13 protein-coding genes are annotated in these 14,769 nt (G+C 62.4%); 3 read left to right on the top strand and 10 right to left on the bottom strand.

From position 1 onward, the window contains the following. The 9 genes from K288_RS50795 to K288_RS0124235 form a co-directional block, all read right to left on the bottom strand. Nucleotides 1-157: sigma-70 region 4 domain-containing protein (locus K288_RS50795; RefSeq protein WP_201449716.1), on the bottom strand; the 157-nt coding region annotated here is incomplete at its 3' end. Between the two features lie 252 nt (nt 158-409). Continuing rightward, entirely contained in the window at nt 410-1,726 is a 1,317-nt protein-coding gene (locus K288_RS0124280) for a TAXI family TRAP transporter solute-binding subunit (protein ID WP_027581901.1), read from the bottom strand. Nucleotides 1,727-2,386: 660 nt separating this feature from the next. Further along, nucleotides 2,387-3,145 (bottom strand): autotransporter outer membrane beta-barrel domain-containing protein, encoded by a 759-nt coding sequence (locus tag K288_RS0124270; protein ID WP_027581900.1) that lies wholly within the window; start codon nt 3,143-3,145, stop codon nt 2,387-2,389. Between the two features lie 431 nt (nt 3,146-3,576). Continuing rightward, complete coding sequence (locus K288_RS0124260) at nt 3,577-4,104, bottom strand: cupin domain-containing protein (RefSeq protein WP_027581899.1); 528 nt, start codon at nt 4,102-4,104, stop codon at nt 3,577-3,579. A gap of 225 nt (nt 4,105-4,329) precedes the next feature. Continuing rightward, nucleotides 4,330-5,271: a CarD family transcriptional regulator gene (locus K288_RS50790; protein WP_244443235.1), complete on the bottom strand. Its 942-nt coding sequence runs from the start codon at nt 5,269-5,271 to the stop codon at nt 4,330-4,332. Between the two features lie 251 nt (nt 5,272-5,522). Further along, nucleotides 5,523-5,861 (bottom strand): ferredoxin FdxA, encoded by a 339-nt coding sequence (gene fdxA, locus K288_RS0124250; RefSeq protein WP_027581897.1) that lies wholly within the window; start codon nt 5,859-5,861, stop codon nt 5,523-5,525. 151 nt (nt 5,862-6,012) lie between these two features. After that, nucleotides 6,013-6,282 (bottom strand): RNA-binding S4 domain-containing protein, encoded by a 270-nt coding sequence (locus K288_RS0124245; RefSeq protein WP_027581896.1) that lies wholly within the window; start codon nt 6,280-6,282, stop codon nt 6,013-6,015. A 24-nt stretch (nt 6,283-6,306) separates the two neighbouring features. After that, nucleotides 6,307-9,735 carry a helicase-related protein gene (locus K288_RS0124240; protein WP_027581895.1) on the bottom strand — a complete coding sequence of 1,143 codons (3,429 nt, stop codon included), beginning with the start codon at nt 9,733-9,735 and terminating at the stop codon, nt 6,307-6,309. Nucleotides 9,736-10,158: 423 nt separating this feature from the next. Next, a complete protein-coding gene (locus K288_RS0124235; protein ID WP_084799716.1) occupies nt 10,159-10,941 on the bottom strand; it encodes a DUF3108 domain-containing protein in 783 nt (260 codons plus the stop codon). Between the two features lie 436 nt (nt 10,942-11,377). On the opposite strand from K288_RS0124235, the gene rpmB reads away from it, so the two are divergent. Beyond that, nucleotides 11,378-11,683 (top strand): 50S ribosomal protein L28, encoded by a 306-nt coding sequence (gene rpmB, locus K288_RS0124230; RefSeq protein ID WP_027581893.1) that lies wholly within the window; start codon nt 11,378-11,380, stop codon nt 11,681-11,683. A gap of 37 nt (nt 11,684-11,720) precedes the next feature. Here rpmB and K288_RS0124225 read toward each other — a convergent pair whose 3' ends face one another. Continuing rightward, the gene (locus tag K288_RS0124225; RefSeq protein ID WP_027581892.1) at nt 11,721-12,596 is read right to left on the bottom strand and encodes a hypothetical protein; all 876 of its coding nucleotides are present in this window, start codon (nt 12,594-12,596) and stop codon (nt 11,721-11,723) included. 274 nt (nt 12,597-12,870) lie between these two features. On the opposite strand from K288_RS0124225, the gene K288_RS46410 reads away from it, so the two are divergent. Next, nucleotides 12,871-14,148 (top strand): DUF2235 domain-containing protein, encoded by a 1,278-nt coding sequence (locus K288_RS46410; RefSeq protein WP_043160558.1) that lies wholly within the window; start codon nt 12,871-12,873, stop codon nt 14,146-14,148. Nucleotides 14,149-14,361: 213 nt separating this feature from the next. Then, nucleotides 14,362-14,607 (top strand): DUF3551 domain-containing protein, encoded by a 246-nt coding sequence (locus K288_RS46405; RefSeq protein WP_043160556.1) that lies wholly within the window; start codon nt 14,362-14,364, stop codon nt 14,605-14,607. Nucleotides 14,608-14,769 lie beyond the last annotated feature (162 nt).

The raw sequence follows: 14,769 nt of genomic DNA, 5'->3' as shown, positions 1-14,769 counted from the left end.
AGTTCAGCCCGGCAGCCCCGGCTCGGCGCAGATAGCTGTGTACGGCACCGTTGCTGATGCCCAGGGTGCGCGCGATGGCTCGCTCCGGCAAGCCTTGAACATGTTTTAAGCGGAGAACCTCTTTGATCCGGCGCATCGACAATCTCTGGGTGGGCATCGGCCTTCCTCGTTCACTGACGAGGCAGTTCCTAAGCCGGTTGAGTTGTCGGCCGAAGCGGGCTGAGCCATTCAAAAATTGCTCACGATCCCGCGAAATCCATGCTCACGATCGTCTGAAATCTCTGCTCACGATGCTCTGAAATCCGTGCTCACGATCCCGCGAAACATGCACAGGGTGAAGCGATGGAGAAGACCCTCGCATGGGCGGAAGCCGAGTGCGAGGGCTTCATGAGAAGCTGAAAGCGCGCCCTCACCGCTCTGGACCTACCGCGGCCAGCGCTGCTTTGCGATCATGGATCAGGTTCTCGAGACGATGGGCGGCGACATTGAGGGTGGCCGCATCAAGCGCGTTTTCGTCGTCCGTTCCCGCTCCGGCACGCTGCGCACGCAGGACCTCGTCGATTTGATTTTCAATCTCGGATAGCTCCGATTCCGTTTTAGCCTTTCGGATCTTCTGTCCCAGCACGTAGAGCGAATCCAGCGCTGCTTCCTTGGTCTTGAGTTCGCCGGATCTGAGAAACTTCCAGGCCGCTGCCAGTATTGAGGCAAGCGCGCCCAGAGCCATTGGAGTAAGAAAAATCGCGTTGCTCCACTTGTCGAGGAAGCTTTGCTGGGTGCCGTTGTAGAACTCTGCGGCGCCCGGATGGACCGGAAGGTAGGCGCCGGGATCGGTGTCAGGTGCCTTCATCTGCGCCAGGACCGGCAGTTCGCCCGAAAGATCTCTGCGCGCGTTCGTGAAGGCCTGCGTGAATTCAGCAATCAGGTCGTTATCAAGCGACTTCTTGGCGACCAGGTAGAAGGAAACCTTCAGCGTCGTGACATCATCTGCCGGATTCGGAGGGGAGCCTCGCAACGTACCCTTGGGAATATCGAAGCTCTCGTAAGCACGTTCCTTCTCGGCAATGGCTCCCGCGGCATCGATCGGGATCAGGATCGGGGCGGATTTCCCGCTCTGGGAGAACAGCCCCCGTACCAGCGACAGATACTTCTCGGTCATGGGTAGCACGAAAAGGAGGGCACGCACCTCCTTGCTGTCAACCGCTCGGCGCGCATCCGCCGGCGCAAGGTTCTTGAACACGACATTGGCGCGATCAAGGGCGTACTCCTTGGTCAATACGCTAACGAGCTTCTGGTTGGTCTCGCCTGCAACCACCCCCACAGTGACGCGCTTCAGGCCGGCCACATCAGTAATCGACGATCCCGGTGGTGCGATCAGGAGCGCCACCGCTTGAGCCAGGACAACGATTGCTTGCGCCTGCGACAGGTCACCGACGTCGCCGCGGACCACGGCGAGGTCGGTCTTGCCCGAGGCAAACTCGCTGGCGGATTCGAGTGCGCCGGTGGTTTCGACGACCTTGAGCCGGACCGGCGCGTTCACTTCGGCAAGCCGGCTTGCAAGCGCGGCTACGACTCTCGGCGCTTCGCCATCCAAAGACCCGACCGCGATCGAGAGCGTTACCGGCCGGACATACCAGCGGTAGGCGTACAGGCTTGCACCCCCGGCTAGGGCAACCAGCCCGGCGACCACAGCGATGCGCAGCCAGATCGGCAGCTTGATCGCGTCCATGTCCATTCCCGACAAGTAATCGTCAGCCGAACCCCCGCGTCCCCGGGCACCCGACTAACCGATTGACGGGGCTCCGAGGCCGTCCGGCCCGCAATAGCTTTGTGCGCGAGATGAAGATGTAGTTGATATAGATCAAGATTTTTGTTGTCGCGGCGAGCGCGCACCGCAACCGCCTGGCTCGATCTCAGCCCAGAAAAAGAACTATCGCCAACATCAAGCAGGAGAGAACCCCGACGCAGACGATGGCCGCGTCAAATAGAAATTCGTTCTCGCCCAGCTTGGACAAACGGGACCTCAATCCCATGAGAACCCCGCGGCGTCGCGTTGAAGCAGCGGCGCGAGAGAAAGAATCGATTTGGGTTTGGCGTCTAGGCGCACCCATCGGCCACCTCCACGAACAGACGATGAGCGTCAAAAAAGTAGAAGCAATGCTGACAGTTGTCCAATGCACTTTGTGCCAGCGGACGTTGCCACCAGAGCATTTTCGGTTCTGATTGAATCAGAACCAAAACTCTAGAGTCTTGTTTTGACGCGCTTTCTTCACGCGAACTGGTGTCCACTTCGCCTCTTAAAATGCTCTGGGTGTCACGCAGCGGCCAGCGCAACAAAAAGCCCCGGAGGATGCCCGGGGCTTAAAGTTTGCTGGAGATCAACAGTCCATCAATAACGGGCAGCAACCGGTGGGTAACCGCCCCAATTGAAGTGGTAGTTCACGCGTACCGTAACCATGTCCACGTCCTGGCTGATCCGATTGAGCGCGCCGGCAACAATCGGATTGACCACGGAGAATGAATTGTTCGAATCGCCCATGAACAGGTGGTCGTACTCGACACCGACCGACCAGTTCGGTGCGAAGCCGTATTCGAGGCCGACGCCCACGGTGCCACCCCATCGGGTCGAACTTGCCGAAGCAAATTCAAAGCCGCTAAACGTGTCGAGTACGCTGAAGCGGTTGCTCGTCACCGCCGCGCCACCCTTGACGTACAGCAGCACCGTATTCCAGGCGTAACCGATCTGGCCCGTGAAAAGGCCGATGCCGTCCGTTTCCACGCGGGTCGAGAACAGCGGATTGATGAGGCTGGCGCGCGTGTTCTTGATATCGGCCCAATCCCCCTGAGCCTCTACGCCGAACACCCAACCACCGCCCCACTGCCACCGATATCCGATCTGGCCGCCGACGACGCCTCCGGACCGGTCGCGGCACCCGTCACTGAACGCTCCACCGAAAACGTCGATGAAATCCCAGCAATTGCGGCTCTGCCCCCAACCACCATTGGCGCCGACATAGAAGCCAGTCCAGTTGTAGATCACCGGAAGCGGGGCCGGTGGTGGCGCCTTGACCGCCATATCAGCGGCCAGCGCCGGAGCAGACATGCCGAGTGCAATCAAACCAACAGTGCCCAGCAAAAACTTTTTCATATCATTCCCCCTCTTCGGCCTCGCCTGGGATCGGAAGGCCAATGAATTTTGTTGCGGCGGTTGTGTCTCCATTCCAATTCCACCTGCGAACATAGATGATTTGACGCACGAAGGCCGTGCCGGAATCGCAACACTCGGATTTTGTTTCGGGAATAAATGGCAAACGCACTGACCCAACTCCAACACCCTGGACGATGCAGTTTGTGCCAAGGGGCGGCAGCTGTGGGCGCTATGAAATCACTTCGGCCAATTGATGCGAATCGAGCCACGCGTCCGCTTCGGGAAAACGCTGCAGTGGCAGGAAGTCCGCTTCGCGGCCGCATCGAGCCTGCTGCGGGCGAAGCGATACTGGACGAGTGTGCTCTAAAGCGGATTGGCTAGAGCATGATCCGGAAACGTACTTGGTGCCTGAACTTAACAGAGCGCCGCAGTCAATCGCGATGTCCACTCCAGCTGACATCCAGCCCTACCGCTGCATTCTCTTCAGGACTTGCCAGCCAATACCCGTATGCATGGACAAGTCTGAGGAAGCGCTCAGCGTGCGCTTCGGACGACGTATCGGCTGCCGAGATCGAGATATCTTGCAGAAACCGGGCTACCTTCGTTGTCGTCACGCAGATAATCGAAGCGGCCTCCTGCGACGAGTTTCTCCAGGCGTGCCTGGTCCCATCTCGCACATCGAAGACGTCGCCTGGCCCAAGCTTCTCCCACCGATCTTCCCTCAGAGCATCCAGCTTCCCGGACAGCACGTAAAACGTTTCTCGATCAGCGTGACTATGCATCGGTACCACCAGCCCAGCAGGCATGGTACATCGTATGAGGCAGTAATCTCCTCCGTCCTTGGAAGTGTCCGTGAGGTACTCATTCGTCGGATGCAAATCGTTCTGCGGGGAAAACACCTTCTTGGCATCGGTCGCGCTCGTCGCGCGACGATCGTTCAGATTGGGATTGTCGAACATCGTCAGAGACCTCTTTCATCACGCTGCGGGCAAAACAACTTGCGTGTGGCGCGCATGTCGACCGCAGCATTGCTGTGAGATTCCCTGCCACGTGTTGCAAACGCGTTTCGGGCCTCGACGTTGATTGGTTACGCTTGAAAAGGACTCTTTCCCCAATCCACTGCACACAAACAAAAAGCCCGGCCGCTTGGCCGGGCTTTTCGCTGCAAATCTTTGGCTGGCTGCTTACGCCGCCTCGTCGGCGACGGTGGCATCGTCGCTGTCGCCATCGAGATCGTCGGCATCGCCTTCACCGTCCGCCTCGTCGGCACCGGCTTCCGCCTTGGTTGCGCCGCGGCGCGGGCTCTTGGCGAGCTGGCTCTCGATTTCCTTGATCGCTTCGGTCTCGGTCGCGTGCTGCACCACCGCGATCTCGCGCGACAGCCGGTCGAGCGCCGCTTCATAGAGCTGGCGTTCGGAGTAGGACTGCTCGGGCTGCGATTCCGAACGATAGAGGTCGCGCACCACTTCCGCGATCGCGACGATATCGCCCGAATTGATCTTGGCTTCGTATTCCTGCGCCCGGCGTGACCACATCGTGCGCTTGACGCGGGCACGGCCCTTCAGCGTCTCCAGCGCCTTCTTCACCAGCGCCGGGTCGGACAGTTTGCGCATGCCGACATTGGCGACCTTCGCGGTGGGCACGCGAAGCGTCATCTTGTCCTTCATGAAGCTGATGACGAACAGTTCCAGCTTGGCGCCTGCGATCTCCTGCTCCTCGATCGCGAGGATCTGCCCGACGCCGTGAGCGGGATAAACCACGAATTCACTGGCCTTGAACCCCTGGCGCTGGGTCACGACCTTTTTCGGCTCCTCGACGCGCGGGGCGGCGGCGGCAACCGGCTTCGCGGCCGGCTTGACGGCGGCCTTCGGCGCAGGCGCTGCGGCCTTCGGGGCGGTCTTGGCGGCTAGTTTCGAAGCAACGGTCTTCTGGGCTGTCGCTTTCGCGGCAGTTTTGGCAGTCTTTTCTGGCATCACGCTTCTTTTGTTCTTCGAGGACTTTGTAGCCGCAGCCTTACGGGTTTCCTTCACGGACGCCCTGGCACGACCTTTGACTGCGCTGCGGGCAACTGCAGCGGCTTTCTTTGACTGTTTGGAAGCACTCTTTTTACGCGTTTTCTGTGACACAGCCTGCGCGCGGAAACTGCCACGCCCCTGTTCGATGTTTTTTGCGGAAACGAACGGGGCCAAGGATCAGGATGGCCGGGTTCGGCTCTGGCAATGTGCCTAATATAGCACATTTTCCGCAAAAATCAATGATTTAGGGCCGAATCCCGCCGCTTGCAGGCAGGTACGGTCATAACTCTGTCATTAGGGTTAAACCAGGGCGCGATTCCCCGTCTGAATACGGTATCGATCCGGCAGGGACAGCGCGCGAATCAGTCGCCGGTTCCAGGGTTCGTGGAAAAATATTTCTCGAACTTGCCCTCCTGCCCGTCGAACTCCTTGGCGTCCGGGGGCGAGTCCTTCTTCTGGGTGATGTTGGGCCAGCTCCTGGCGTATTCGCTGTTGACCTCGAGCCACTTCTCCAGGCCCGGCTCAGTGTCCGGCTTGATGGCATCTGCCGGGCATTCCGGTTCGCAGACGCCGCAATCGATGCATTCCTCGGGATGGATGACCAGCATGTTCTCGCCCTCGTAGAAACAATCGACGGGGCAGACCTCGACGCAATCAGTATATTTGCACTTGATGCAGTTTTCAGTGACGACGTAGGTCATCCAGGACTCCGAACCAAAGACTCCGAAAGCGGATTCATTCTTTCAGGGGTTGCGTTTCAAAAATTGCGTAGCGCAGGAGAACCGCTGCTGCAAGATAAGCAAGCCAGTTCGGCGCTTTGTTTTCAGGCAACTCACTGCCTGCCCGAGATAATCATTCAGCGCGGCTCTGCAAATCCTCGTACAGCACCCGAGCGGCGGTGGCGTCGCCCCGCCGCTCGGAGAAGCCGATCACCTTCAACACGCGGACGCTGCGATCGAGCGCGACGGTCAGCACGTCACCCGGTTTGACCGCATGTCCAGGCGCGCTTTCGCGCACACCGTTGATCCGGACATGGCCCGCCTCGACCAGCGCGGCGGCGCTGGTGCGCGCCTTCACCACCCGCGCGTGCCACAGCCATTTATCGAGACGCTGACGCTCCAATCGGCCTCATTCTATTTGGTCGGCTCAATCCTTGCGGTTGCCGGCGAGCTGTTCCTTCAACGCCGCGAGCTTTGCGAACGGCGAATTGGGATTGATCGCGCGCTCGCGTTCGCGCGGCGCCGAGGTCGCATATTGGCGGAGCGCCGGGCCGCTTTCGCGGCCCTTGTCGCGCCCGCCTTTGTCGCGGAAATCGCGGCCGCCGCGCTCGCGGTCACCACGGTCGCGATCCTTGCGGTCGCCGGAGAATTTATCGCGGCGGCGCTCGTTGTCGCGGTCACGGCCCTTGCCCTCGAAGCGCTCGCGGCGACCGCCTTTGTCCTCGCGCGGGGCGCCATTGGCGGGCGCTGCGGCTTCCGCGGGTGCATCCTCACGCGGTTTGCGGAATTCGTGATGGCGGCGGCCGCGGCGCTGCTGGTCGCGCTGCGCGCCCTCCCCACCTTCGCCCGCTGCGGCCGTGGCTTGCGCGCCATCGCGCGGCTGATGCCGATGGCGGTTGCGGTCGTGGCGTGGGCGACGCTCCTCGGAGCGGCCGCCGGGGCGCCAGACTTCGACCAGTTGCGGCTCGGCCGGGGTCTCAGCCGCGGCTGGCGCAGCAACGGCTTCGGCAGATGCGGCCTCTTCGGTGCTGGCTGCGGCCTCGACCGTTGCCTCGGTTGGCGTCGGCTCAGCCGGCGCTTCGGCCGGGACTTCTGCGGGAGCAGCCGCCTCGACCTGCACTTCGGCGACTGGTTCGGCCTGCGCCTCGGTCGGTTCAGGCTCCGGCTGCGCTTCAACCACGGGCTCTGCAGCGGCAGCCGCCGGTTCCTCGATCGGCGCGGGCGCCAACGTGACTTCGGGCAGCAGTGCCGCCGATGGGCTGGCCTCGCCGGACACGGGCAGCTCGGCGGCGACTTCTTCTGCCGGCGCCTCGGCCGCAGCCTCGGCGGTCGCTTCGACCGGCGGCGTCTCGGCGGACACCGTCTCGACCACCTCTACCGGCTTCGGCGGCGGGGCCGGGCGGCGCTCCATGCGATAGCCGAGCGCGCGCAGGACGGAGGCGAAATCCTCGCCGGCCGAGCCGGTAAGCGACGTCATCGCCTGGGTCACCACGAAGCCGCGGCCGTCGAACGCGCCCGCGGGCTTCTCGCCGGGCGCACCCTCGCGCCAGGCCAACGCGGGGCGGATCAGGTCCGCCAGCCGCTCCAGAATGTCGACGCGCACCGCGCGCTCGCCGCATTGCTTGTAGCCGAGCACGCGATAGGCATCGCGCGGCAGCGTCTTGTCGATCGGGAACGAGGTGCGCCCGCTACTCGCCAAATGCTGCGCATTCGACAGCGCCGACAGATCGACATTGTCCTGCTTCTCGGCCCAGAGCAGCGAAGCCAGCGCCCGCGCCGCGGGCTTCAGGAGCTGCGGGAAATAGATGTGGTAGGCGCCGAAGCGAACGCCATACTTGCGCAGCGTCGCGCGCGAGGGCTGGTCGAGATCCTTCATCTCGGACGCGATCTTGGTCCGCTCCAGCACGCCGAGCGCTTCAACCAATTGGAACGCGATGCCGCGCGCGATCCCCTGCAGATCCTCCGCCTTCGACAGGTCGAACAGCGGTCCTAGCAATTTCGTAATGTGCGTCTTGAGCCAGAGATCGAGCCGCGCCTGCACGGCCTCGCGCGGGGCGCCGGTCAGCCGCTCGTCGGAGATGATGCGCAAGCGCGGATGCAGCGCGTCGTCGGCCGCGACGAGTTTGGCCACCGCATCGCCGGTCCAGCGGATGGTGCCGTCGGAGGTCAGCACGAAGGCGTCGTCCGGCGCGGCGGAGAGTTTCTCCGCCCGCGTGTCGATCTCGCGCGCCAGCACCTGCTGGGCTGCGGCCTGCAGCGCCTTGGCATCTGAGCCCGCTTCCGCCGCGTCGGGCGCAAAGGTGAATCCATCGAGCCGGCCGATCACGTGCCCCTCGACGATGACTTCGCCGGTCTTGCCGATTTCAGTATTCAAAACAGAGTTCTCCCGCAGGCGGCGCATCAATACACTGGTACGCCGATCAACGAAACGCTCCGTGAGCCGTTCATGCAGCGCATCGGATAATTTATTTTCGAGTTCGCGTGTGATCCCCTGCCAATGTTCGGGATCGGACAGCCAGTCCGGCCGGTTCGCTACAAAGGTCCAGGTGCGCACCTGAGCAATCCGGCCCGACAGCGTGTCGATATCGCCGTCGACGCGGTCGGCCTGATCGACCTGGGCGGCAAACCATGCATCGGGAATACGCCCCTTTTGCATCAGGAAGCCGTAAACCGTGGTCACAAGCTCGGCATGCGCTGCCGGCGACAGCTTTCGGTAATCGGGTATCTGGCAGGTGTCCCATAGCCGCTCGACGGCGGCAGCGCCATGCGCCATGTCGCGCACCTCGGCGTCGCGCGCGGCATGGTCGAGCACGCGCATGTCCTCGGCGATCGGCGCCCGTGTCAGCACCTCATGCGAAGGCGGCAGTGCGAGTGAGACCTGCAGGCTGCCGAGCGAGGAGAAATCCAGCTTCGAGGTGCGCCATTGCAGCATTTTAACGCTGTCGAATGTGTGGTTCTGCAGCGCGTTCACCAGTTCCGGCTCGAACGGCGCGCAGCGGCCCGTGGTGCCGAAGGTGCCGTTGCGCGTCGCGCGCCCGGCGCGGCCTGCGATCTGCGCGAACTCGGCCGGCGTCAGGCGGCGGAACTGGTAGCCGTCGTATTTGCGGTCCGAGGCAAAGGCGACGTGATCGACGTCGAGGTTCAGCCCCATGCCGACGGCGTCGGTGGCGACGAGATAATCGACATCGCCGTTCTGGAACATCGCCACTTGCGCATTGCGCGTGCGCGGCGAGAGCGAGCCGAGCACGACGGCTGCACCGCCATGCTGGCGGCGGATCAATTCGGCGATCGCATAGACCTCGTCCGCCGAGAACGCGACGATCGCGGTGCGCCGCGGCTGCCGTGTGATCTTGCGGTCGCCGGCGAATTCGAGCTGCGACAATCTCGGCCGCGTCACGATGGAGGTGCCCGGCAGCAGCCGCTCGATGATGGGACGCATCGTCGCAGCCCCGAGCAGGAGCGTCTCGTCGCGGCCGCGCCGGTTGAGGATGCGGTCGGTGAAGACATGCCCGCGCTCGAGATCGGCCGCGATCTGGATTTCGTCGACCGCGAGGAACGAGACATCGAGATCGCGCGGCATCGCTTCCACGGTCGAGACCCAGAAGCGCGGCGACTTCGGCTTGATCTTCTCCTCGCCGGTGATCAGCGCGACGCTCTCAGCTCCCGCGCGATCGGCGATCTTGTTGTAGACCTCGCGCGCGAGCAGCCGCAGCGGCAGCCCGATCAGCCCGGACGAATGCCCAAGCATCCGCTCGATGGCGAGATGCGTCTTGCCGGTATTGGTGGGCCCGAGCACAGCCGTGACGCCGGCGCCGGGCGCGCGCTCATGGGCGAAGGGAGGAGAGGAAAGAGCCATGATTCCAGATGCTTTATTGATGCGTTTCTTGAGCCGCTCGTGGCGCGCAATTTAGGGATATTGTCTCACAATGCGACGGCCCTCCTGCTGCTGCTTAAGCTTCGGAACGAGTCTAGAACGAATCGCGGCCGAATCGCTGACTCCACCGCCGTTCTCCTTCGTTCACCGCAACATCTCGCGGCGGCGTTTCGGTTCCAGCACTAGATCGGGTTTGAGGACGGTCACGGCGCGGGCAAATTCCTTAAAATCTCTGAGGGATGGAGTCGAATCAGAAGCGGCAAAGAGTCAACAGGATTCGCGCCCTCTCCGTCATTCCCTTGCGTCCGCAGGACGAGCCCGGAATCCATCGGGCCGCATGCACCAGAGGAGAAATGGATTCCGGGCTCGATGCTTCGCATCGCCCCGGAATGACAGCGCCCAGCCTCACTGCGTCTTCGCCACCCTTGGCGGCGTGGCCGACGTCACGAACGACGTCGCCTCCAGCATGGCGAGCCCGAACGGCGTCGGGATCTTGACGCGGAACGGGATCAGGATGCGCGTGCCCGCGATCGGCACGAAAGCGATCTCCATGTTGCGCGCTTCGGCGAGATACTTGATCACGGGACGGTCGGGGATGTAGCCCGCGATCGGCGTGAAATAGATCGCGCAGACCAGCGCCGGGCCCTGATAGCCCTTCTCCGCCTTGACCATTTCCACGCGCTTGAAGTCGAGCTTGAGATCATAGCGCAGCCGGCCGTCGAAAATGCCCGCGCTGGTGCGGCAACTGTCCGGGCTCATCAGTTCGCCCGCGCCCGGCACCCGCAACAGCGAGCCGGTCATCGGATCGAACACATTCTTCTTCTGGGCCTCGGTGACCGGGATGCGGTTGGGATCGACCGGCGGCTCCGGCTCGATCACGGTTTCTCTGATACTGCCGCCGCCGAGCGACATCCGGATGGTCTCGGATTTCTTGTAGCTGTTGTAGTTGACGGTATAGCCGGCCGCCACCAGCGCGCCATTGACCACGCGCCCCTGGGAGCCGCCCACCCCGCCGGCGCCGGCAAATGCCTTGAGCAGCCCGGAGGTGCCGCCCTGCGCGATCGCGGAAAAGGTGTCGTCGCCGATCTCGATGGTCCAGCTTCCCTTGCCGACCGCAATACCGGCCAGCGAAGCCTCGTACTGCGCATCGAGCCGACCCTGCGCGAGCGCGCCCTCCGGCAACAACATCAACAGCGCGCCGGCGCACAACAGCCAGGATTCCCTCAGCGAGGGCAGGAAACTGCTGAAAATGCTCACAAACTTAACGATCCTGTCGTCGGCGCCGAAAGCTCATCTAGGAAGCAATGACCGGCAAGCAACGCGGGCAAATACGGAACCACTTAACCAGCCTGAATACGCCCTTTATATGGTAGGTTAAACCGCTGAACGGCCTTGTGAACGTGCAGGTTCTGGACCCCATAGCGTTTTACCGTTCGCGCGAAGCAAACGCGTCAAATTAAGGGTTTCGGAGCAAGGGAACGAGGCTCCGGAGCCTATAAATCCTTGACGCTCTGCACCGCACCCCCTATACGTCCGCGGTTCCTGGAAAATGGACGTGGAATTGGACCCCCGCCGCGCGCGGCGCGCGCTGTTGGTTAAGCGGGGATGGAAGAGGATTTGAACAATGTCCCGGCGCTGTGAACTGACGGCCAAGGGCCCGCAGGTGGGCCACAAGGTCAGCCACTCGAACATCAAGACCAAGCGGCGTTTCCTGCCGAACCTGTGCAACATCACCTTCCAGTCGGAATCGCTCGGCCGCAACATCCGCCTGCGCGTCTCCTCGAACGCCGTGAAGAGCGTCGACCACAATGGCGGCCTCGATGCGTTCCTGCTGAAGGCGAACGCCGCGCACCTCTCGCCCCGCGTGCTGGACCTGAAGCGCCAGATCGAGAAGAAGCGCGCCGCGGCTGCGGAGCAGAAGGCGAGCTGAGCGCTTCTGCGCGTCCGCCGGCGCAACGGCGCGTTCTTCACTTGAACCATTCGAGCAGGCCGTGCAGCTCAGTGCTGTTTCGGCCGCGACTCCCACAGGCTGCGAGCGCACACCGCTCGTAATCATAGGTCGAAAACGGCTCTGCCCGATCGAGCAAGTGCACGCGCGCGCCCAGCGCGAACGGCATCGCCAGATCCATCTCAAAAATATCGCCACAGAACAGCGTGCCGGAAAGCGCGGAGAGGTCATCCGCCAGCGCCCGGCGGATCGCCTCGAAATACGCGCCGCGGCGGAGATAGAGCGGCCGTTTCAGAAGTCCCTGATAGGCCACAGGCAGTGCAGTGAACCGAGCGGCGTCCTGCGCTGAGATCGTTCCGGAATCGGGCCAGCTCAATTCGCAGATGCGAAATTTGCCGGCATCACTCTGCACGGTGATCTTGTCCTGCAGGTCCGTCCGCGTCTCGAGCAACAGCGAAAGTCTCCCCGAGATGAAGGCCGAGCTTGAGTTCGACACGATAATGATGCGCGCGCCATGCGTGACGATTGCGGAGAACGTATCGAGCGCGTCATCGCGCCACGGCGCCGCCGCAGCCGCATAGGCCGAGGCGTTGATGTTGGGCAGCGGGCGCGTATCCCTGCGTTGGCGCAGGATCAACTGGGCAGCCTCATTTGCCATGATATATGGGTCAGCCGCCACCGGCGCCGCCGGAGAGCCGGCCACCATCCAGCCCTCCTCCGGAGAGTGCGCCCGCACGATCTCCTGCGCTTCCAACCATTCCTCTGCCGAAACGTTGAAGCCAGCCTCGTTAAAGCCCTTCAGAAAGAGTTCGAGATAGCGCTCGTAGATTGCCGGAATCTGCGTGCATGTGCCGTCGAAATCGAGAACTACCTGGGTGACGGGATCGGCCGGCATGGGCGCTGACTCCGATGAGCTCTCGTCCTGATGAGGACGGGATTAAATCAAACTGATGAAGGCTCGTGAGGCGGCGCGGTAGGCCGCGCAACGCTGATCGATCGTGCAACAGGCCGTTTGAGTGTGATGCAGCGAACATAATAAAAAATTGCATTTTTCTCTACCACTATCTGGGGATGAAAATGACGGCGCCGGACGCAACCGATCGTGAGAAGCGCCATCCAAATTTTCCCGACTCGCGCTATACTCGCTGAGGTAGCAGGGAGGGGACGCCATGCGGAACATCGTGATTTGCTGCGATGGGACGGGGAATGAGATCAACGAGAATATTTCCAACGTCCTGAAGCTCTATCGTTGCCTGCGCAAGACCGAGAAGACGTCGCCGCGGCAGTTCGTCTATTACGATCCGGGCGTCGGCACGCTGGCGCGGCCGGATCCGTGGCACAAGCTGAAGCAGAACTTCAATGCGATCCTCGGGCTCACCACCGGCTACGGGCTCGATGACAACGTGCTCGCGGCCTATGAATTCCTGGTGCACCATTACCAGGATGGCGATGCGATCTACCTGTTCGGCTTCTCGCGCGGCGCCTATACCGTGCGCGTGCTGGCCGGGCTGATCCACAAGATCGGGCTGCTCTCGCCGGAGCAGGTCAACCTCGCCGGCAGCGGGCTCACCGCCTACAAGCAGTTCTCCGATGACGGCAAAGCGGGCACGGACGCCAGGCTGCAACGGCCGGCGACCGACGAGTACGGGCCATTGCCGAAGGACCGCTACGACAACGCCGCGCAGTTCGCGCGCATCCTCTCGGTGCGCTGGCCGACCATTCGCTTCGTCGGCGTCTGGGACACGGTCGCCAGCATCTTCGTGCCGAGGCCGGACCGGCTCTATTGGCCGAGCCTGGAAGAGCTCGCCTTCACGCTGCACAATCCGAGCATCAGGATCTTTCGCCAGGCGATCTCGATCGACGAGCGGCGCTGCATGTTCCGCCTGAAGAAGTATGTCGAGCCGCAGCCCTTCTTCAGCAACCGCTTCATCCCCGAGGAGAAGACCGAGCCGCAGGATATCCTGCAGGTATGGTTCGCCGGCGCGCATGGCGATATCGGCGGCGGTTATCCGGAAGCGCAAAGCGCGCTGTCGAAATATCCGCTGCTCTGGATGTTAGAGGAGGCCACGACGTCCGGGCTGACAGTGAACATGCAGATGGTGAAGCAGCTCGCCTGGGGCGTGCAACGCAGGGGCAGCCCGTTCACTTACGTGAAGCCCGACGTCGCGGGCAAGATGCACGATCCGATGACATGGGCCTGGCGCATGATGGAATACATGCCGAAGAAGGCCACCTACAAGGAATGGCCGGAGCGCAAATCGCATTTCGGCTTCTACATCCCCGACTGCGAGCCGCGGTTCATTCCTGACGATGCCGTGATCCACGAATCCGTGGTCAGGCGCATGGACGCGGTGAAAGACTATCGGCCCATCAACCTGCCGAAGCAGTACAAGACCTTCCCGATGCCGGAAGCGCCGACCGAGCAGGCCCCGCCGGAAGCGGCGTGAGGTGCTGCCGTCGTTGTGAGGAGCGAGAAGCGTAGGGTGGGCAAAGCGTAAGCGTGCCCACCATCCGCGCTCGGCTCGTGGCGGTGGCACGCTTCGCTCTACCCACCCTACGACTGATCTGTTGTCCGCTCCGCCAGACTAACAAAGATTATAATCGATTCCGCGGGTCTGCCGCCTACCTCAACAAAGGGCGGCTGATTCGAGGAGAAGAAGATGAGCAGTATCCATAGCGTGGCCGCGGGGGCCGCGATGGCCGTCTCGGCCGTGGCTTTACTGATGATAGCCGAGCCCGCATCGGCCGCTCCGCACCGTCCCGCCGTCGACTATTGCCTGTCTTTCGAAGGCGGCAACGACTGCAGCTTCAGCAGCAAGGCGGAGTGCGAGGCGACGGCATCCGGACTCCGAGCCGAATGCTATCGCAATGACTTTGGCAAGGAAGGTGAAACGCTTCATTGGTAGCCACCAGACTGTAGCGGCGTTGGCCGTTATGGCGGCATCGGCCTCAAGCCGGTTCCGTAATTCCTTGCAGCGGCATGAACGGCGATCGCATGCGCTTGCCGCGACACCCCTCCCTGCTCGCGCGCTTGTCACCACCTCCCCGCGCTGATTTGCTTGCCCCGT

It is taken from the genome of Bradyrhizobium sp. Ai1a-2 (genome assembly GCF_000426245.1).
GTDB lineage: Bacteria > Pseudomonadota > Alphaproteobacteria > Rhizobiales > Xanthobacteraceae > Bradyrhizobium.
This window is presented reverse-complemented; position numbering and strand designations above follow the sequence as displayed.

What these genes read in the sequence shown, in the direction of transcription:
- K288_RS46405 (WP_043160556.1), top strand. Translation starts at nt 14,362, where the DNA reads ATGAGCAGTATCCATAGCGTGGCCGCGGGGGCCGCGATGGCCGTCTCG.
- fdxA (WP_027581897.1), bottom strand. Translation starts at nt 5,861, where the DNA reads ATGACCTACGTCGTCACTGAAAACTGCATCAAGTGCAAATATACTGAT.
- K288_RS0124240 (WP_027581895.1), bottom strand. Translation starts at nt 9,735, where the DNA reads ATGGCTCTTTCCTCTCCTCCCTTCGCCCATGAGCGCGCGCCCGGCGCC.
- K288_RS0124235 (WP_084799716.1), bottom strand. Translation starts at nt 10,941, where the DNA reads ATGTTGTTGCCGGAGGGCGCGCTCGCGCAGGGTCGGCTCGATGCGCAG.
- K288_RS46410 (WP_043160558.1), top strand. Translation starts at nt 12,871, where the DNA reads ATGCGGAACATCGTGATTTGCTGCGATGGGACGGGGAATGAGATCAAC.
- K288_RS0124260 (WP_027581899.1), bottom strand. Translation starts at nt 4,104, where the DNA reads ATGTTCGACAATCCCAATCTGAACGATCGTCGCGCGACGAGCGCGACC.
- K288_RS0124225 (WP_027581892.1), bottom strand. Translation starts at nt 12,596, where the DNA reads ATGCCGGCCGATCCCGTCACCCAGGTAGTTCTCGATTTCGACGGCACA.
- K288_RS0124270 (WP_027581900.1), bottom strand. Translation starts at nt 3,145, where the DNA reads ATGAAAAAGTTTTTGCTGGGCACTGTTGGTTTGATTGCACTCGGCATG.
- rpmB (WP_027581893.1), top strand. Translation starts at nt 11,378, where the DNA reads ATGTCCCGGCGCTGTGAACTGACGGCCAAGGGCCCGCAGGTGGGCCAC.
- K288_RS0124280 (WP_027581901.1), bottom strand. Translation starts at nt 1,726, where the DNA reads ATGGACGCGATCAAGCTGCCGATCTGGCTGCGCATCGCTGTGGTCGCC.